Source organism: Shewanella sp. AS1, from assembly GCF_021412565.1.
Lineage (GTDB): Bacteria > Pseudomonadota > Gammaproteobacteria > Enterobacterales > Shewanellaceae > Shewanella.
Genome location: NZ_JAKCLJ010000009.1, coordinates 55,674 through 73,940, shown reverse-complemented (window position 1 = coordinate 73,940; position 18,267 = coordinate 55,674). Strand labels below are relative to the sequence as shown.

General features: G+C 49.3%; 18 protein-coding genes. 12 read left to right on the top strand and 6 right to left on the bottom strand.

From position 1 onward, the window contains the following. The first annotated feature begins 326 nt into the window (after positions 1 to 326). On the top strand, positions 327 to 812 hold the full coding sequence (gene rraA, locus LZP69_RS12265; RefSeq protein ID WP_234200925.1) for a ribonuclease E activity regulator RraA: 486 nt from the start codon (positions 327 to 329) through the stop codon (positions 810 to 812). 109 nt (positions 813 to 921) lie between these two features. On the opposite strand, the gene LZP69_RS12260 is transcribed toward rraA, so the two are convergent. Next, positions 922 to 1,443: a porin family protein gene (locus LZP69_RS12260; RefSeq protein ID WP_234200924.1), complete on the bottom strand. Its 522-nt coding sequence runs from the start codon at positions 1,441 to 1,443 to the stop codon at positions 922 to 924. A 681-nt stretch (positions 1,444 to 2,124) separates the two neighbouring features. Here LZP69_RS12260 and LZP69_RS12255 point away from each other — a divergent pair. From LZP69_RS12255 to hemB, 11 genes are all read left to right on the top strand, one after another. Then, a complete protein-coding gene (locus LZP69_RS12255; RefSeq protein ID WP_234200922.1) occupies positions 2,125 to 3,168 on the top strand; it encodes a formimidoylglutamase in 1,044 nt (347 codons plus the stop codon). Positions 3,169 to 3,371: 203 nt separating this feature from the next. Continuing rightward, entirely contained in the window at positions 3,372 to 4,127 is a 756-nt protein-coding gene (gene ubiE, locus LZP69_RS12250) for a bifunctional demethylmenaquinone methyltransferase/2-methoxy-6-polyprenyl-1,4-benzoquinol methylase UbiE (protein WP_234200920.1), read from the top strand. 38 nt (positions 4,128 to 4,165) lie between these two features. Continuing rightward, on the top strand, positions 4,166 to 4,789 hold the full coding sequence (locus tag LZP69_RS12245) for a ubiquinone biosynthesis accessory factor UbiJ (protein ID WP_234200918.1): 624 nt from the start codon (positions 4,166 to 4,168) through the stop codon (positions 4,787 to 4,789). After that, positions 4,786 to 6,435, top strand: coding sequence for a ubiquinone biosynthesis regulatory protein kinase UbiB (gene ubiB, locus LZP69_RS12240; RefSeq protein WP_234200917.1), 1,650 nt, complete (start codon positions 4,786 to 4,788; stop codon positions 6,433 to 6,435). The genes LZP69_RS12245 and ubiB overlap by 4 nt, the downstream gene beginning before the upstream one ends. Positions 6,436 to 6,497: 62 nt before the next feature. Continuing rightward, complete coding sequence (gene tatA / locus LZP69_RS12235) at positions 6,498 to 6,728, top strand: Sec-independent protein translocase subunit TatA (RefSeq protein ID WP_234200915.1); 231 nt, start codon at positions 6,498 to 6,500, stop codon at positions 6,726 to 6,728. Positions 6,729 to 6,734: 6 nt separating this feature from the next. Continuing rightward, a complete protein-coding gene (tatB, locus tag LZP69_RS12230; protein WP_234200913.1) occupies positions 6,735 to 7,130 on the top strand; it encodes a Sec-independent protein translocase protein TatB in 396 nt (131 codons plus the stop codon). A gap of 3 nt (positions 7,131 to 7,133) precedes the next feature. After that, entirely contained in the window at positions 7,134 to 7,898 is a 765-nt protein-coding gene (tatC, locus tag LZP69_RS12225; protein ID WP_234200911.1) for a twin-arginine translocase subunit TatC, read from the top strand. A 78-nt stretch (positions 7,899 to 7,976) separates the two neighbouring features. Then, positions 7,977 to 8,537: a hypothetical protein gene (locus tag LZP69_RS12220; protein WP_234200910.1), complete on the top strand. Its 561-nt coding sequence runs from the start codon at positions 7,977 to 7,979 to the stop codon at positions 8,535 to 8,537. Then, positions 8,537 to 9,346 (top strand): TatD family hydrolase, encoded by an 810-nt coding sequence (locus LZP69_RS12215; RefSeq protein WP_234200908.1) that lies wholly within the window; start codon positions 8,537 to 8,539, stop codon positions 9,344 to 9,346. The genes LZP69_RS12220 and LZP69_RS12215 overlap by 1 nt, the downstream gene beginning before the upstream one ends. Next, positions 9,333 to 11,204 (top strand): sensor domain-containing diguanylate cyclase, encoded by a 1,872-nt coding sequence (locus LZP69_RS12210; RefSeq protein ID WP_234200906.1) that lies wholly within the window; start codon positions 9,333 to 9,335, stop codon positions 11,202 to 11,204. Before LZP69_RS12215 ends, LZP69_RS12210 begins: the two co-directional genes overlap by 14 nt. 91 nt (positions 11,205 to 11,295) lie before the next feature. Next, positions 11,296 to 12,312: a porphobilinogen synthase gene (gene hemB, locus LZP69_RS12205; RefSeq protein WP_234200904.1), complete on the top strand. Its 1,017-nt coding sequence runs from the start codon at positions 11,296 to 11,298 to the stop codon at positions 12,310 to 12,312. 85 nt (positions 12,313 to 12,397) lie between these two features. On the opposite strand, the gene ubiA is transcribed toward hemB, so the two are convergent. The 5 genes from ubiA to LZP69_RS12180 form a co-directional block, all read right to left on the bottom strand. Next, complete coding sequence (gene ubiA / locus LZP69_RS12200; RefSeq protein WP_234200902.1) at positions 12,398 to 13,261, bottom strand: 4-hydroxybenzoate octaprenyltransferase; 864 nt, start codon at positions 13,259 to 13,261, stop codon at positions 12,398 to 12,400. 133 nt (positions 13,262 to 13,394) lie between these two features. Continuing rightward, positions 13,395 to 15,614 (bottom strand): DNA helicase II, encoded by a 2,220-nt coding sequence (uvrD, locus tag LZP69_RS12195; protein WP_234200900.1) that lies wholly within the window; start codon positions 15,612 to 15,614, stop codon positions 13,395 to 13,397. A 92-nt stretch (positions 15,615 to 15,706) separates the two neighbouring features. Next, a complete protein-coding gene (locus LZP69_RS12190; RefSeq protein WP_234200899.1) occupies positions 15,707 to 16,642 on the bottom strand; it encodes an SPFH domain-containing protein in 936 nt (311 codons plus the stop codon). After that, complete coding sequence (locus tag LZP69_RS12185) at positions 16,639 to 17,589, bottom strand: SPFH domain-containing protein (protein ID WP_234200898.1); 951 nt, start codon at positions 17,587 to 17,589, stop codon at positions 16,639 to 16,641. The genes LZP69_RS12190 and LZP69_RS12185 overlap by 4 nt, the downstream gene beginning before the upstream one ends. A gap of 14 nt (positions 17,590 to 17,603) precedes the next feature. Further along, a complete protein-coding gene (locus LZP69_RS12180) occupies positions 17,604 to 18,059 on the bottom strand; it encodes an NfeD family protein (protein WP_234200897.1) in 456 nt (151 codons plus the stop codon). Between the last annotated feature and the right edge of the window lie 208 nt (positions 18,060 to 18,267).

Genomic DNA, 18,267 nt, shown 5'->3' with positions numbered 1-18,267 from the left:
CTTTTTTCAGGCCCTCTGCCATCCGTAAGCTAACTGGGGGGTCCGTGCCCCTAAAGCAAATTAGAGATAAATGAATTAACAACGGAGCAATGCTAGCAAACTTCAACCCTAAATGTAATTTTAAAACGTCATTTAATGAGCTTGGTCATGGTTTCGAATAAAAAACAAACAACTCAAGAAATATTACAACCACAGGGCTAATTGACACTTATATCGCCAATTGCGTGATTGATAACGCTTTTCTTTTTAAGAATCCCTTATATACTGGCAATGACTAAACTATGCTGGTTTATCCAGGCGAAATGCTTTTCTACGGGAGTATGACTATGGAATACAACACCTCAGAACTTTGTGACACTTACCTCGATGTGGTCGATGTGGTTGAGCCCATGTTCAGCAACTATGGTGGCTGTAGTTCTTTTGGCGGTTCGATCAGTACCATCAAGTGCTTTGAAGACAACGGATTAATTGCCGAAGTACTCCAACAAGATGGCGAAGGTAAAGTGCTGTTGGTCGATGGTGGTGGCTCATTGCGCCGCGCCCTTATCGATGCCGCCATTGCCGAAATCGCAGTCGACAATAACTGGGAAGGCATTATCGTCTATGGTTCGGTACGTGATGTCGATGCACTGGAAGATCTCGACATAGGTATTCAGGCCCTGGCCTCAATCCCTGTGGGCGCAGACGGCCACGGTGTCGGCGAACTGGAGATCCCAGTCAACTTTGGCGGCGTGACTTTCCTACCCGCCGACCATGTCTATGCCGACAACACTGGCATAATCCTGTCTCCCGAGCCGCTAGATATCGAATAAGTTATCCTGAGCTCTGACAACAAAAAGGATGACCTAGGTCATCCTTAAAATCCTAGGCCGCAATCTTGTCACAGCCAAGCTGCTCATCATTCGAGAGCCGTTTAAGCATTTAAAAACGGAAACCTAAACCAAAGCCATAAGCCACAGCGCGATAAAATTTAAAGTCTTCATAGCCCACTGTAAAGGCAAGATTAAATCCGCTATGAAACTCAAGCCTCAACCCTGTGCCTATATATGCACCTATTGAGTCATCATAATGTGGTGAACTACCTTTATTATCAAAATTTTTACTTAATCCACCGTTTATAATTAACTTTAGTCGCTCAGTCGCAGAGTATTTAAACTCTCCTCCAATTTTCATATTGTACTGGGATTGGGATGGTTTTGAAAAACTGAGAATGTACTCATTAAACTGAGTTTCAATCCCCCAATTATCATTGAAGTTATAACGGTAACCTAAGAATGCTCGACTAAACACATTAGCCTCAATCCCATTGAATTCCTCTTTAATTTTTCCTGCACCACTAACGATACCTATTTCAATAGCATTATTTTTCCATTCTTCTGCACTGATATTGAATGAAATAACTAGACTGATAAGATAAATTGTGTGTTTTAAACATTTCAACATAAAATTTTCTTCCCTCTTGCCTATATGGCAAGTAAAACTATATGAAACAACTGTCAAATACAGTGTCGCAAGTTTAAATTATATCTTTGTTTAAATTGAATAAAATTACATTTAAAGATGTATCAAACAGAACAATGATGGGTAAAAAATGGGATGGGTGGAAATATCTGCGGAATAATTTTTATTTGTTATCCATGTGTCATAACTACTTGCATGAACTTTAACTATTAAAGAAATTAACAAACCAAGCAATAAAAGCAATCTCATAATTCGTCCTTAAATATATAGATATTATATGCAATTGGAACATTAGAACTGACCGGTTTCTTTGATCAAGATCACGCGATTGACCTTAAGCTAAAAAAACATATTCGTAAACAACTATTGTTACCACACTAGCCATCTAACTAAGAGCAAAAATAGGAATAATCGCAGTATCATAGATTATCAAAGCATTAATAAAGCAATGTGACAATTTGTAACGATAAGGCTAATCTTTGCTATTAAATATTCGCGTTAAATAAATGTGGGAAATAATATCGGATATTGGCAATTCTGACCTGCTTTACCCTAACCCTATGGCAAAAGCCCCAACAGCACTCGCGGCCAAAAATCTTCTTACTTTCTCGCAATTATCTATTACTATTGTCGGCAGACATGGACATCACAACTAAAACAATTATGCAGACTTTGATCCCTTTTACCCAAGACCTGTGCCTTCAATACACCAACACCCGCGAGGGTGAAACCAAGCTCGGTCAGAAACTCCATTGCTATGATGGCAAAACGCCATTAGCCGACGCATTAACCGCAGCCAAAAACAGCGGCGTTCGCTTTGTGATTCTAGGCGTAGGCGAAGATATCGGCCCAAGGGCCAATCTTGGTCGTGGCGGCGCCACCGATGCTTTCGAGGCTACGCTCTCGGTTTGGTGTAACCTGCAGTCCAACCAATTTTTCAGCGGCGAGTCTTGTCTGGTATTGGGCCAGATAGCCACAGACGATCTGCAACTCGAGAGCGATGCCACAGCCGATGTGCTTCGAGCGCAAGTGGATGTCTTGGATAAACGTGTCATAGAAGTCGCCACTCAGATCATTCAGGCCGGGCTCGAACCCATAGTGATAGGCGGCGGCCATAACAATGCCTATGGCCTGTTGATGGCGACCAAAAACGCCACCAATAAGGCAGTGGCGGCGGTGAACCTGGATCCCCACAGCGATTTTAGACCCAGAGAAGGTCGCCACAGCGGCAATGGTTTTAGCTATGCCGCGGCCAGTGGCGCCTTGGGTTACTACCATGTTCTCGGGTTACATGAACTAAAGAATAGTCAGCAGACCCTTGAGCAGTTAAGCGCCTTCGGCGGTCAGTGGCACAGCCTGCAGGCTATCTGGGTAAGACAAGAGCTGAGTCTGGAAAGCGCACTCAATGAGATCATCACCAACCTGAATGATTCAGGTCTGCCGGTAGCGATAGAGCTGGATCTCGATGCCATCAGCAATATGCCCAGTAGCGCCTCTACCGCCGCTGGAGTTCCGCTGCTGGATGCACTTAAGTATGTGAATCGTATCGCCAGTAAGACCAATGTCAGTTACCTGCATCTGGCAGAAGGCGCACCAAGCTGTCATGTGGCTGGCAGCGTCGCCGGACAAAGGGAAGTGGGCCAGAGTATTAGCGAGCTTATCTATGCTTATATTCAAGGCCGCTCGGCGCAGCAATCCATAGGTTAGGAAGTTGGCATATTACTAATATTATGATGTAATGCGCCGTCATATTGTCTCAGCCGGATGAGTAAACTCTGCGTCAGCACGCATTTTTTTCAAATCCAGGCGCGGATTATTAACGCCGATCACAATGTGGTCGCTTAATGATTCAGCAAATTTGGTCAATCACTTACACTCGCTCTATCAGAGTCGCATACAGGAATACACAGATGTCAGAGGGCACACCAAACAGTACTCACTTCGGTTATAAAACGGTTGAAGCAGAGAAAAAAGCGGATCTCGTGGCCGGTGTTTTCCATTCTGTTGCCGCAAAATATGACATCATGAACGATGTTATGTCCTTTGGTATACACCGTATCTGGAAGCGTTTCACCATAGAGAGCGCCGGTGCGCGTCCTGGTATGAAAGTACTGGATCTGGCCGGTGGCACAGGTGACTTAACCGCCAAGTTTTCCCATATTGTGGGACAAACCGGTCAAGTGACGCTGGCCGACATTAACGACTCTATGCTGAAAGTGGGCCGTGAAAAGCTGCGTAATCGCGGCGTGATTGGCAATGTCAACTATGTGCAGGCCAATGCCGAGGCGCTGCCCTTCCCAGACAACCATTTCGACATCATCACCATCGCCTTCGGTCTGCGTAATGTGACAGACAAAGATGCGGCAATTCGCTCTATGCTGCGGGTACTAAAGCCAGGTGGAAAGCTGTTAGTGCTTGAATTTTCTAAGCCACAGCATGATCTCATGCGTAAGGTGTACGATCTTTACAGCTTTAAAATCTTACCTAAAATGGGTGATATCATTACTCAGGATGCTGGCAGCTACGAATACCTGGCCGAGTCTATCCGTATGCACCCGGATCAGGAAACCCTGAAAGCCATGATGCAGGATGCCGGTTTTGAGCAGGTGGAATACACCAATATGACCGACGGTATTGTGGCACTGCATAAGGGCTATAAATTCTAGGTTCGCAACACTCTGGCCTCTCACTGATTAGGGTTAATATGAAACGAGATATTGCATTACTGATCTGTGCGGGACTGGAAACCGTACTCCAACAAGCGGTTAAACATGCGCCTCAGGCCTACGCCAAGCAACATGCCCTGCAAGGCAAGGTATTATGTATTCGCCTAAGCCAGTTAAGCTGGCCCCTCTACCTGCTGTTTTCCAAAGAGATCCAAGTATTTAGCCATTATGAAGGCGAGGTCACCACCCAAGTGGAGGCCGATCTCACCACCCTCTATCGACTAAAAGAAGGGGCGAACCTGACCGAGCTAATCAAACAGGATAAGCTCAAGCTCGAGGGGGATCTCAATCTGTTGCAGAGTTTCAGCCAATGGTTGCAGCAGATAGAGTTCGACATTGCCGAGCCCCTATCCCGTTACATAGGTGATGCCCCAACACACCGTCTCACCCAAGGTGTTAAGCAGTTAAAACAAGACCTTAGCGATATATTTCACAAGAGCTGCGATCACATTGGCCAATTAACCACCGAAGAGTATCGCCTCAGCCCACATAGAATCGAATTTATCCATTTTAGTGATAGAATCGAACAGCTTAAGGCAGATACTGACGCCCTGAGCCAAAGGATCGATCTCTTACTCAACGGGGCGAACAGGACACGATGACAGTCAAAAGCATTCGACGCGCATACCAGGTTATTAAAATAGCGCTTAATTACGGCCTCGACGGTCTTATCCCCGCTAAGCTGAAACCCTGGTACTTTAAACTGCTGCGTCTGTGCTTTTTCTGGTTGACCAACAAACACAAAGACAAAGTAGGCGGCGAACGCCTCAAGCTGGCGATGCAGGAACTCGGGCCTGTCTATATTAAATTTGGTCAGATGCTCTCGACCCGCCGTGATCTGCTCAGTGACGAGTGGGCCGATGAGCTGGCCATGTTGCAAGACAGGGTGCCGCCATTCGATTCTGCCCTTGCCAAAGAATTGATTGAGCAGGAACTCGGCGCCCCTATTGAGACTTTTTTCGATGATTTCGATGACACGCCGCTGGCATCGGCCTCCATCTCCCAGGTGCATACCGCCAGGCTCAAATCCAACGGCGCCGAGGTGGTGCTCAAGGTCTTACGGCCAAAGGTGGAGCAGAAGGTGCAGGCCGACCTGTTATTGATGACCCAGAGCGCCCAGTTTCTCGAGACCCTGCTCGGCCAGGGCAACCGTCTGCGCCCCTTAGAGGTGGTCGAAGATTACCGCACTACGATAGAAGGCGAATTAAATCTTAAACTCGAAGCCCTCAATACCATCAAGCTGCGTAACAACTTTCTCGACTCCGACGCCCTCTATATTCCCTATATTTATGAAGAATATTGCTACACACGATTAATCGTGATGGAGCGGATCTACGGCATTCCGGTTTCCGACAAGGCCGCCCTTATCGCACAGGGCACCAATCTGCAACTGCTGGCCGAGCGCGGCGTCGAACTCTTCTTTACCCAAGTATTTCGCGATAATTTTTTCCATGCAGATATGCATCCTGGCAATATTTTTGTCAGCACAGAACATCCGGACAACCCTTTCTATATCGGCCTAGACTGCGGCATCATGGGCACACTGTCGGAGCAGGATAAGCGCTATCTGGCAGAGAACTTCCTCGCCTTCTTTAACCGCGATTACACCCGCATCGCCCAACTCTATATCGAATCTGGCTGGGTCTCGGCCGATACAGATATAGTGGCATTCGAGCAGGCAATCAAAGTCGTGTGCGAACCCATGTTCAACAAGCCGTTAGATGAGATCTCCTTCGGCCATGTGCTGCTCGAACTGTTTCGCACGGCGCGCCGTTTCGACATGGTGGTGCAACCCCAGCTGGTACTGCTCGAAAAAACCCTGCTCTATATCGAAGGTTTGGGGCGTCAGCTCTATCCCCAACTGGATCTGTGGAAAACTGCCAAGCCCTTCCTCGAAGGCTGGATGGCCGAACAGATTGGGCCGATTGGCATAGCCAAGAAGGTTAAAAAACAGTTCCCCTATTGGGCCGATAAGCTCCCTGAGCTACCTGAGCTCATCTACGACAACCTCAAAGTGGGTAAAAACTTTGTAAGCAGTCAAAATCAACTGTTGGAACGCTACTTAAAACAGCAACAAAAAGTCCATAAAAGTAATTACCTTTTAATCACATCGGCGGTTTTAGTGATCTGCGGCACTATTTTGTTTGTACAACACGCTACACTATGGGCCTCTTATGGTGCTATGGGCGCTGGAGCACTACTCTGGCTGCTGGGTTGGCGATCTAGACCAAAGAATCGCAAATTTTAGCTAGCACTAAATAACCAAAGGTTCATAATAAAAACTGTAATACATTAAAAGAGGAAAGTTTCATGGGTGGTATTAGTATTTGGCAACTTCTTATTATTGCGTTAATTGTTGTCTTACTTTTCGGAACGAAGAAATTACGTTCTCTGGGTGGCGACTTAGGTGGCGCAGTGAAGGGCTTTAAGAATGCCATGTCTTCTGAAGAAGAGAAGAAAGCCCTCGAAGACACAAAGGCAGAGAAAACAGCTCAGAGCGACGAGAAAAAGTCTGAGTCCAAGGATAAAGAACAGGCGTAATTCCTTATGTTCGACGGTATCGGCTTTATGGAGTTACTGTTAATCGGTGTTTTGGGGCTAGTGGTACTTGGCCCTGAAAGACTCCCGGTTGCAGTGCGCTCAATTTCAGGCTGGATCCGCGCCATGAAGCGCATGGCTAACTCGGTAAAAGATGAGCTTGAGCAGGAGCTGAAGATAGAACAGCTGCATGCCGATCTTAAGAAGGCAGAGAGCCAAGGGCTTAAGAATCTGTCTCCCGAGATACAGGATTCCCTTGATCAATTAAAACAAGCTGCTGAATCTGTTAATCGCCCCTACAAAGTTGAAGAGGTTGTCGAAAGCAAACCCGCTGGCGACACGGTGAAACCCAAGACGGCCGAGACAGATAAAGCGAGCAATTCTAACGAAAAATCTGACGGATAATCCATGTCGCAACAACAGCCATTAATTAGCCACTTGCTTGAGCTGCGCAACAGATTGCTCAAAGCCATTGGCAGTGTGCTTTTTGTGTTTATTTGCCTGGTCTACTGGGCAAATGATATTTACCACTATATGGCAACGCCGTTAATGAATGTTCTGCCAGAGAGCGGCAGCATGATTGCGACCGACGTGGCAGCGCCCTTCTTTGCTCCCTTTAAGTTAACCCTGATCCTGGCATTTTTCATTGCCATCCCCTACGTGCTTTTCCAGATCTGGTCCTTTATTGCGCCCGGTTTATACAAGCACGAAAAACGCCTGATGATGCCACTGCTGGCCAGCAGCACCATACTGTTTTATCTGGGGATTGCCTTTACTTACTATGTCGTCTTCCCTGTGGTCTTCGGCTTCTTTACCAGCGTGGCACCAGAAGGGGTTCAGGTCGCGACCGATATCAGCAGCTACCTCAACTTCGTGCTTAAGTTGTTTTTTGCCTTCGGCCTGGCCTTCGAGATCCCTATCGCCGTTATCCTGCTCTGCTGGGCAGGCGTGACGACACCTGAGGATTTAAAAGCCAAACGTCCCTATATTGTCGTGGGTGCCTTCGTTATCGGCATGCTGCTCACGCCACCGGATATTATTTCTCAAACCATGCTAGCAGTTCCCATGTTAGTATTGTTTGAAGGTGGTCTGTTGGCGGCGCGCTTCTACAGCAAGAAAGAGGCTGACGATGAAGATGATGAGCATAGCCAGCAGGATCAGCCCAACTCGTAAATGAATACCCAGAGCGAGCTAATCGGATTAGCTCGCTCTGGTATTACTCGGCGCTCAGAATAATAAAAGGAACTCTTTATGCGCTTACGTCATGCTCAATACCTGCGCTGGCTTATGCTGCCTGCATTAGCCATCTCTCTTCAGGCCTCGGCCTCAGTCGAGCAGCAACTGGCCCAGTGCGCTGCCATCAAGGACAAATTAGACAGATTAGTCTGTTATGATGAGCTTGCAGCCCAAACCATCACCCCAACAGTAACCAAGCAGGCAAAGCCGGGCGCACAAGTCGTCACTCCAGCGGCTTCTGTAACAGCCCCAGTCACTGCAAAGGCGACAAAGCCTGCCACCCCAGAGCCGACAGCTGCACTTTCTCCCGCATCGGAGCAAAATTTCGGTAAGGTCGCCCGTGAAACCCCTCAAGAAATCGACAGGATCAGTGCCAAAGTCGCATCTATTCAGAAAGGGCTGCACGGAGGGTTAACTATCAAGCTCGATAATGGCCAGGTCTGGAAACAGAATGGTGCTGATCGCTTCAGATTAAAAGTGGGCGAAACCGTCTATATCGAGAAAGGCACTTTGGGGTCATTTTTCTTAGGTAAAGAAAGTGCTAACGCCACCATTCGAGTAAAACGTATCGACTGATGCCAAGTTACATAGATATCGCTGTCAACCTGGTTGGCAGCGTACTCGAAAAAGATCTCCCGCTGGTGATTGAACGCGCACGGGATAAGGGCGTCTCTCCCCTGATAGTGATTGGCAGCAGCTTAGAAGAGAGCCAACAGGCGATCACTTGCAGCCAGCACTACCCCAACGCCCTGTACACAACCACAGGCGTTCACCCTCATCATGCCAGCGAGTGGGATAAAGACAGCCCGCTAAGCTTACGCCATCTGGCACAACAGGCCAATGTGGTCGCCATAGGCGAATGCGGCTTGGACTATAACCGTGATTTCTCCCCTCGGCCAAAACAGCGCGAAGCCTTTGCTGCCCAGCTTACACTGGCGGTAGAACTGCAAATGCCGGTATTAATGCATGAACGCGATGCCCATGAGGACTTTGTCGCCATCTTAAAAGAGTATCGTCCCCATTTACCCGGTGCGCTGCTGCACTGTTTCACCGGCAATGGTGAGCAACTTGCCAATTACATTGAGATGGATCTTCATCTTGGGATCACCGGCTGGGTCTGTGATGAGCGCCGGGGACAGCAACTGGCAGCCATAGTCGCCGATATTCCGGCTAACCGCATCATGATTGAGACAGACAGTCCCTATCTGTTGCCACGCAGCATGCGCCCCAAGCCAAAATCCAGTAAGAACGAACCACAGTATCTACCCTATATCTGTCAGACTATTGCTAAGCTCAGAGGAGAAACAGAGAAGGATTTTGCCGCTCAGGCTTATCATAACAGCTGTGAATTTTTTGGCTTGCAGGCAGAGTATGAGGCGATCTAAGCAGCTGCTCACTCTGCTGATTTTGTGGAGCATCTCTCTGCTTTGCTCTGCTCAGTCCCCCTTGATGCTAAACCAGGAAAAGTCGCTGGAACTCACTCGCTGGCTCTATTATCTACAAGACCATCAGCTCAGCAGCATAGATGAGGTTAAAGCCTTAGGTGATAAGCAATGGAAACATTTTCCACCGAAGCTGAATAGGAATGTCTCTATGGCGCCCTTCTGGATCAAATTCAGTCTCTATAATGCGAGTCATGAACCGATGCGCCGCTATCTCTCTTTGAATAACCCGCTGATAGATAAAATAAGTTTGTATCACCTGCACGATGGAGAGGCGCCAATTCATATCGAGATGGGCGATAACTACCCTTTTTCTCAGCGACCCGTCGAGAATAACCATTTTGTCTATGGATTCGATTTACCCCCTAAAAGTAACGCTACCTTCTTTATTCGGATAGAATCTGAGGGCAGTGCCGATCTGCCGCTGATCCTCTATCCGTCACAGGCGCTGATTGAGCAGACTCAGCGTCTCTCTTTTTATCAAGGGCTTCAGCTCGGTGGCCTGCTGGCTATCGGCCTGTTCAGCCTATTTATGGCCATGGTAACCCGCTCCTTCAGCTACGGTTATTACGCTGGCTATGTGTTGTCAGTCACCCTATTGCTCGCCAGCCTGCATGGTATCGCCTTTCGCTATTTCTGGCCCAATCTGCCGATGTTACAACATCATCTTATCCCGGCACTGATCCCGCTCTCTTTAACTTTTGCCCTACTGTTTACCGAGAAAGTATTGCAGCTTAAATACCATAGCCTTGGGATGCTGAGGCTGTGTCGCTACAGCACCTTATTAACGGCTCTGCTGATCCTAGTTACGCCGCTGCTCTCCTATTCGCAGGCATTTGAGCTCATCACGAGTGTCACCTTATTGCTGATCACAGCTTTGATGCTGCTCTCCATCACTTTAAGCCTGCGAGATCATAAACTGGCCAAATTCTACACCCTGGCCTGGGCGGGGATGTTTGCCGGCACCCTAATTACAACATTAATGTATCTAGATATCATAGAATTACCACTGCTACATCAAACACCTATGCTAGTTGGGCTCACCTTCGAGGTAGTATTTATGACGGCTGTGCTGGCAGTGCGTTACGATAATGAGCGCAAAGCGAAACTGAAAATCCAGCAGGAAGCCTTAGCCCAGGCTGAACGTCTCCGTCAGAGTAGAGAAGATGCCCTCAAGCTCGAGGCGCAAACCAATGAAAAACTGGAACAGATGGTGCAGCAGCGAACCTTAGAGCTAGAAATCGCCCTTAGGGAGCTCAACGAAGCCAACCAGAAACTGACCGAACAGAATGCTACCGACAGCCTCACCGGTGTTAAAAACCGCGCCGCGTTCGAGAAACGCCTTCTGGCCGAGGGGCGGCTAAGTCGTCGTCAGCAGACGCCACTGGCGATATTGATGATAGACATAGACCACTTTAAAGCCATCAATGATACCTATGGTCACCTAGCCGGTGACGAGACATTAAGGCTTATCGCTCAAGCATTAAAACAAAAAATAAGACGCCCAAGTGATCTGGTGTCACGTTTCGGTGGTGAAGAGTTTGCTATGATATTGCCAAACACCTCTGAGGAGGGAGCCCGAAATATGGCCGAGTTGATGCGTCAAACCATCAGCCAGTTACCCCTGTCATGGGAGCAAAACAGCATACAGCTGACCATAAGTATTGGGCTCTGCGCCGAAGTTGTCACAGGGGATGAACATCTCCACTGCTTGGTTGAACGGGCAGATAAGGCACTTTATTGTGCAAAGAAAGCGGGGCGTGACCGTGTTTGCGTTTACAGCCCGGAACTCGAACAATAAAACACACACTCTAAACATTTGCATCTTGGCGTCAGTCAATTTAAAACAGTGTAAATGGTTAAAGTCAGTAACCCTAAATTAGGAGTCGAATGTGAACATTATTACCAGTGCTTTTCCCCAGCGCAGAATGCGCCGCATGCGTAAACACGATTTTAGTCGCCGCTTAATGGCCGAAAACCAACTGACGGTCAATGACTTAATCTATCCTATGTTCGTACTCGAAGGTAACAACCGCACCGAACAGGTGGCTTCTATGCCAGGGATTGAGCGCTACTCTATCGATCTACTGCTCAAAGAAGCGGAAGAACTGGTTAAACTGGGGATCCCGCTGGTCGCGCTTTTCCCTGTGACACCGGCAGAAAAGAAAACTCTCATGGCAGAAGAAGCCTATAACGCCGACGCCTTAGCTCAGCGCGCGGTCCGAGCCTTGAAAGAAGCCTTCCCTCAGCTGGGTGTGATGACAGACGTCGCACTGGATCCTTTCACTACCCATGGCCAGGACGGTATCATAGATGACGATGGCTATATCCTTAACGACATCACCACAGAGATCTTGGTTAAGCAGGCCCTGTCTCACGCCGAAGCCGGTGCCGATATCGTGGCGCCATCGGATATGATGGATGGCCGTATCGGTGCCATTCGCCAGGCCTTAGAAGAAGCGGGCCACGTCAATACCCAAATCATGGCCTACTCGGCTAAGTACTCTTCTAACTATTACGGTCCTTTCCGTGATGCGGTCGGTTCTGCTGGCAACCTTAAGGGTGGCAACAAGCACAGCTACCAGATGGATCCCGCCAACAGCGATGAAGCCCTGCATGAAGTGGCGCTCGATATTCAAGAAGGCGCAGACATGGTGATGGTGAAACCCGGTATGCCCTATCTGGATATCGTTAATCGCGTCAAAACTGAGCTTGCCGTACCGACATTCGCCTATCAGGTGAGTGGTGAGTACGCCATGCACATGGCCGCCATCGAGAATGGCTGGTTAGCCGAGAAAGCGATAGTGATGGAGTCACTGCTGTGCTTCAAGCGCGCGGGCGCCGACGGCATCTTAACTTACTTCGCTAAACGTGCCGCTCAGTGGCTCAAAGAAGCGGAAGCTAAGTAAATCAGTCGCAATCAAATAGACAAATAGACAAAAAGACAAAAAAAGCCAGTTGCTAACCCAACTGGCTTTTTCTTTTGTGATTGCGTTACTTAATCAGATAATCGCCGCTTAGGCCAATAAACAGCGCCAGACCCGCCCAATTATTATTGAGAAACGCCTTAAAACAGGGGGCGCGCTCCCGGCCAAAGATCAGCTTTTGTTGATAGGCACTAAACCCGATAAAGGTGATGATGCCGAGCCCAAACAGCAGGCCGCGATCGGCGCTGACACCCGCCATGATAAAACAGCCCAATGCGGCCAGCTGAAACAGCCCTATGATCTGCCTATCGAAACGGCCAAACAAAATCGCCGTCGATTTAATGCCGACTTTTAAATCATCATCCCTGTCCACCATGGCGTACATGGTATCGTAGGCCACAGTCCAGCACCAGTTTGCCGCAAACAACCACCAGGCCTCAACGGGAACCGTACCTGTCTGTGCCGCATAGGCCATAGGAATTGACCAGCTCCACACCACACCGAGAAACATCTGCGGCATATTGGTAAAGCGTTTGGTAAAGGGGTAGATGATGGTGAGTAGGATACCAACCACAGAGAGCTGCACCACCAGCGGATTTAGCATCAACACCAGGGAAAAAGCCAGCAGACCTAAGATCACAAACAGGGTCAACGCCTCTTTAACACTCACCTCACCGCTGGCCAGTGGTCGGGACTTGGTGCGATCCACATGGGCATCTAGGTTACGGTCGGCGTAATCATTGATGATACAACCACAGGCGCGCATCACGACCACACCGATAACAAAGATAATCAATACCTTAATGTCTGGCATGCCGCCCGCAGCCAAAAGCAGTGCCATCAGACAGGGCCACAAGAGCAACAGGGTACCGATTGGGCGATCCATACGGGCAAGACGCAAGTAGGCGTCGAATTTATTGCTTAACTGCATTGAGGCTCTCCTAATACCACTTGGCCACTTTGGTGATAAAACCCATATCATGACGGGCGATTATTGTGATCTATCAGGCATTATGACGAACATGATACCAGTTTCAACCTCTTTGTTGCCGCCAGCGAAAAACCTAGCGCTTCTCGAGTCGGGCAAAGGCAATTTTCAGCCGCTTACGGCCCACATCATCGAAATTCACCTCGATCACAGCCTGATCGCCATGGCCCTCTAAATCCAGCACCTTGCCCTCGCCAAATTTGAAATGGTACACCTTATCATTCACGGAAAAGCCTGAATCGTGTCCAACGGCCAGACGAGATTTAGGCGCCGCACTAAAGCCCGATGAGCGGCTATCATTGATCGCTGAGCTAATACGCTGACTGAAACGATTCACCGGCGCATTAACCTGAGTTTTTAAGCGGATCTCCTGCACATATTCACTGGGGATCTCCTTGATAAATCGTGACGGCCGAGCAAAATTTTCCCGGCCATAGATGCGCCGCGATTCGGCATAGGTGATATAGAGCTGCTTCATGGCGCGGGTCATACCCACATAGCACAGGCGCCGCTCTTCATCGAGTCTGTCCCCCTCATCCATCGCCATCTGGCTGGGGAAGATCCCCTCCTCGACACCGGCCATAAACACCATGGGGAACTCGAGCCCCTTGGCCGAGTGCAGGGTCATCAGCTGCACCGCATCGCTATGGGCATCGGCCTGACCTTCACCGGCTTCTAACGCCGCATGGGAGAGAAACGCATTCAACTCGCCCATATCTTCCAGTTCTTCCGGCATCACGAAGGTGCGCGCCGCGGTGACTAATTCCTCTAAGTTCTCCACCCGTGCACGGGCCTTTTCCCCTTTTTCCAGCTCATACATGGCTTTTAGGCCAGATGTCTGGATCACATGATCTGTCATGCGGTGCAGGGAAAGATTTTCTGTGTCCTGCTGCATCTCGACAATCAGATCCATAAAGCCACGCACCGCATTGGCGGCGCGGCCACTGAGCAGCTTCTCATCCAACACCCGCAAACATGTCTGCCACAGGGTTAATTCTTGCTGGCGCGCGGTGGAGCGCAGTATATCTAAGGTGCGATCCCCTATGCCCCGAGTCGGGGTGTTGATCACCCGCTCAAAGGCGGCGTCATCATTCTTGTTGCTAATAAGGCGCAGGTATCCCATGGCATCTTTAATCTCCTGACGCTCGAAGAAGCGCAGGCCACCATAGATGCGATAGGGCATACCTTTATGCAGCAGAGCCTCTTCCAGTACCCGCGACTGGGCGTTGGAGCGGTAGAGGATAGCGCAGCCGCTCAGATCGCCCCCCATGTCCTGCCAATCGATGATGCGCCCGACGATAAAGCGCGCCTCATCCATCTCGTTAAAGGCGCAGTAAACCCCTATGGGCTCGCCGTCCTTATCTTCTGTCCACAACTCTTTACCTAATCGATCTGGGTTATTGGCGATCAACTCGTTGGAGGCATTGAGGATATTGCCGCTGGAGCGATAGTTCTGCTCCAGGCGTATGGTTTGCGCCTTGGGGAAATCGGCGAGGAACTTATGCAGGTTTTCTACCTGGGCACCGCGCCAGCCGTAGATAGACTGATCGTCGTCCCCCACTATCATCACATTGGCGCTATTGCCTGCCAATACACGGATCCAGGCATACTGAATGGCGTTGGTGTCCTGAAACTCGTCCACCAAAATGTTGGTAAAGCGGTTCTGGTAATGCTCAAGAATATGGGGCTTATTGAGCCAAAGCTCATGGGCACGCAGCAGGATTTCGGCAAAATCCACCAGACCGGCGCGATCGCAGGACTCCTGATACACCTGGTAAATTTTCAGCAGATTCTGTTCGATAGGGAAGCCGCCGGCATCGATATGTTTCGGCCTTAAACCCTGATCTTTTTTACCATTGATATAGCCCTGAGCCTGACGGGGAGGATACTGTTTCTCATCGAGATTCAGGCTCTTAAGGATACGTTTTATCAGCCGCAGCTGATCGTCTGAATCGAGAATTTGGAAACTCTGGGGCAGATTGGCGTCTTGATAATGGGTACGCAGCAGGCGGTGGGCTAAGCCGTGGAAAGTACCTATCCACATGCGCGACATATTGCTGCCGCTGACCTTTTCGACCCGCTCGCGCATCTCGGCGGCCGCCTTATTGGTAAAAGTTACCGCCAGAATCGAGTAGGGACTCTGCTGCTCTTCCTGCATCAACCAGGCGATTCTGTGGGTCAATACCCGGGTTTTTCCACTGCCGGCACCGGCCAATACCAACATGCTCGATTGCGGTGCACTCACGGCTTCGCGCTGTTTGTCGTTTAAGCCGTCCAGTAAAGAAGATACGTACATTCTGCCTCCCAAAAATCAGGCTGGCAGTATAACAGGAGCCCAGGCTGAGGTCAGTAAACTCTGACCGAAACAACCTTGGGCTCCTTTGGCGATTAGTCGCGGCTTTCCTCTAAGCCCATGCTGTCCATCCAGTGTTCGAAATCCATCATATTACCCGGCAACACCACCTTGCTTGGGTTGTTACTCAGGCCATCGAACTGCTTGAGGTATTGGGCGCCAAGCTGCATCCTGACCACATTCTTGCCGCCAGGGGCGGAGATCACTTGGGCCATACGCTCAATTGATTCGGCCGTGGCTTTGGCTATGGTTAAGATCTCTTCCGCCACCCCTTCGGCTTCGTTGATGCGGCGCTGCATCTCCCCCTCTGAATGGTTGATGGTTTCTGCCTTCACACCCTCAGAGCGGTTGATCTTACTCTGCTTATCCCCTTCACTCTTGGCCAGCAAGGCGCGGCGCTCCCGCTCGGCATTGACCTGCATCTCCATGGCATTTTTGACCGTCTCCGGCGGGGTGATATTCTTGATCTCATACCTATGCACCCTTATGCCCCACATGGCGCCAGCCTGATCCAGCACCTCCACCACCTTGGCGCTGATCACGTCGCGCTCCTCGAAGGTACGATCTAAATCCAGAGTGCCGATGACCGAACGTGTGGTAGTCTGCGCCAGCTGAATCGCCGCATAGCGATAGTCGGTGACGCCATAACTGGCCTTGACTGGGTCCACCACTGAGATATAGATAACCCCGTCGACCTCGACATTAACTTCATCGCTGGAGAAGCACTCCTGGGGCGGTACATCGATTGTTTCCTCTTTGAGATCATGGATATAAGCCACTTTATCCACGAAAGGCACCAGGGCATGAAAACCGGCATCTAAGGTGGCGTGATACTTACCCAGACGCTCGACTATATAGGCCGACTTAGTAGGCACCAAACGGATAGACTGAAACAGCTTTACCAGGAAGATGGCGAAGATCAGCCCCCAGATAGCCAGTACTATTAAATCGGTATCGATATTGGCAATCATGAGCGACCTCCAGTTGTGCTAGCAGTTTGAGAATGGGTCTGCTGACCAACGGCATGGGTCACCTGCTCCATCCCCTCGAAAAAACCTTCCAGCTTGGCCAGCTCTGCGGGCACAACCGAAATATCCGCGCGATTGAGTATCTTGCCTATCTGCACGATAAACTGCTCTTTTAGCTGCATATTCATCGCGTCATTGCCGCCCTCTAACGCTAAGGCCTCGGAGACCAGAGTCATGGCCTGCGCCTTAGCGCGGGCGACGATAGCTATCTCTTGTGCCGTCCCCTTAGCTTCGTTGATCCGTTTTTGTTTCTGCCCTTCGGAAAGATTGATCGCCTCCTGACGCTCCCCTTCCGACAGGTTAATCATCGCCGCCTTCTCAGCATTGGCCAGGGTGATCTCGGCGCGTTTACGCCGCTCCGCCTCCATCTGTTTCTCTAGGGTGTGGATCACCTTGCGTGACGGAGTGATGTTCTTAATCTCATAACGCAGCACCTTGATCCCCCAAGGATCTGAGGCCTTGTCTATCTCCCGTACTATGGATTCATTAAGGTTATCCCGCTCAGAGAAGGTCTCACTCAGGCTCAGCTTACCGATTTCCGAACGCATAGTGGTTTGCGCCAGATTCACTGCGGCGCGGCGATAATCTTCGATGCCATAGCTGGCCAGGCGGCCATCCATCACCTTAAGATAAACCAGGCCGTCCACTTCTAATTGGGTGTTATCTTTAGAAATACAGCTCTGAGGCGGCACATCTAGCACCTGCTCACGGGTATCGTGCCGATAGGCGACGCGGTCGAAAAAGGGGATCAGAAAATGAAATCCGGGCATTAACACTACCCTGAACTTACCAAGACGCTCTATCACATGCACTTCGCGCATGGGTACAATCAATAGCAGCTTATAGAGAATAAAAAAGACAAACAGTATGACTAACGTAAATATGAACATAGATCCCTCCCTAATCAATCGTTAATGGGTTCAACCACTAAGGCAATATTTTCACGGCAGATCACCCTGACGTTGCTACCCGCTTCAATCAGGCTGCCATCACCTAAAGCTGGCCACTCAGAGCCCTTAAACTCGACCCGTCCCTGTTGCTGACCAGGGCCAATAGTGACCTTAACCAACGCTGTTTGATGATAAATATCCAGCTCTTCATCGGTATTACCCACATGGGAATCACCACCGACCCACCTTTGAGTAATATGACGAAAACTGAGTAACAAGACGATGGATGCGATAAACCAAAGTGTCATGGATTGCACTAAACCATGCACAATCCCCAGCGCCAAGGCACTTGCGACCACCAGACAGGCGAGTCCTAAGAAAATCACTATACCGCCAGGCAGAATGATCTCCGCCAGCATCAAGATGATCCCCAGCAATAGCCAGATAAAGATAAGACTTGAAAACTCCATATTTCCCCCTGAAATGAGAGTGTCCATTAATTGACTATATCAGGTCTTTTTTAGATTGGCGACATATTATGTCAACATTGACGCCTGTCTCAATATGAAAAAAAACTGTTATCAATCGTCGACTAATCCACTGTTTAGGATTTTGCATAATAGTTAAATCCCTTATACTCCCACGCAAATAACCTCTTGGCGAATAAAAAAGCAGCAA

Excerpts from the sequence above, each read along its gene's own strand:
- rraA (WP_234200925.1), top strand. The coding sequence starts at position 327 with ATGGAATACAACACCTCAGAACTTTGTGACACTTACCTCGATGTGGTC.
- LZP69_RS12220 (WP_234200910.1), top strand. The coding sequence starts at position 7,977 with ATGCGCTTACGTCATGCTCAATACCTGCGCTGGCTTATGCTGCCTGCA.
- LZP69_RS12210 (WP_234200906.1), top strand. The coding sequence starts at position 9,333 with ATGAGGCGATCTAAGCAGCTGCTCACTCTGCTGATTTTGTGGAGCATC.
- LZP69_RS12260 (WP_234200924.1), bottom strand. The coding sequence starts at position 1,443 with ATGTTGAAATGTTTAAAACACACAATTTATCTTATCAGTCTAGTTATT.
- LZP69_RS12185 (WP_234200898.1), bottom strand. The coding sequence starts at position 17,589 with ATGTTCATATTTACGTTAGTCATACTGTTTGTCTTTTTTATTCTCTAT.
- ubiB (WP_234200917.1), top strand. The coding sequence starts at position 4,786 with ATGACAGTCAAAAGCATTCGACGCGCATACCAGGTTATTAAAATAGCG.
- uvrD (WP_234200900.1), bottom strand. The coding sequence starts at position 15,614 with ATGTACGTATCTTCTTTACTGGACGGCTTAAACGACAAACAGCGCGAA.
- tatA (WP_234200915.1), top strand. The coding sequence starts at position 6,498 with ATGGGTGGTATTAGTATTTGGCAACTTCTTATTATTGCGTTAATTGTT.
- LZP69_RS12215 (WP_234200908.1), top strand. The coding sequence starts at position 8,537 with ATGCCAAGTTACATAGATATCGCTGTCAACCTGGTTGGCAGCGTACTC.
- LZP69_RS12245 (WP_234200918.1), top strand. The coding sequence starts at position 4,166 with ATGAAACGAGATATTGCATTACTGATCTGTGCGGGACTGGAAACCGTA.
- LZP69_RS12180 (WP_234200897.1), bottom strand. The coding sequence starts at position 18,059 with ATGGAGTTTTCAAGTCTTATCTTTATCTGGCTATTGCTGGGGATCATC.
- ubiA (WP_234200902.1), bottom strand. The coding sequence starts at position 13,261 with ATGCAGTTAAGCAATAAATTCGACGCCTACTTGCGTCTTGCCCGTATG.
- tatC (WP_234200911.1), top strand. The coding sequence starts at position 7,134 with ATGTCGCAACAACAGCCATTAATTAGCCACTTGCTTGAGCTGCGCAAC.
- tatB (WP_234200913.1), top strand. The coding sequence starts at position 6,735 with ATGTTCGACGGTATCGGCTTTATGGAGTTACTGTTAATCGGTGTTTTG.
- LZP69_RS12190 (WP_234200899.1), bottom strand. The coding sequence starts at position 16,642 with ATGATTGCCAATATCGATACCGATTTAATAGTACTGGCTATCTGGGGG.
- LZP69_RS12255 (WP_234200922.1), top strand. The coding sequence starts at position 2,125 with ATGCAGACTTTGATCCCTTTTACCCAAGACCTGTGCCTTCAATACACC.
- ubiE (WP_234200920.1), top strand. The coding sequence starts at position 3,372 with ATGTCAGAGGGCACACCAAACAGTACTCACTTCGGTTATAAAACGGTT.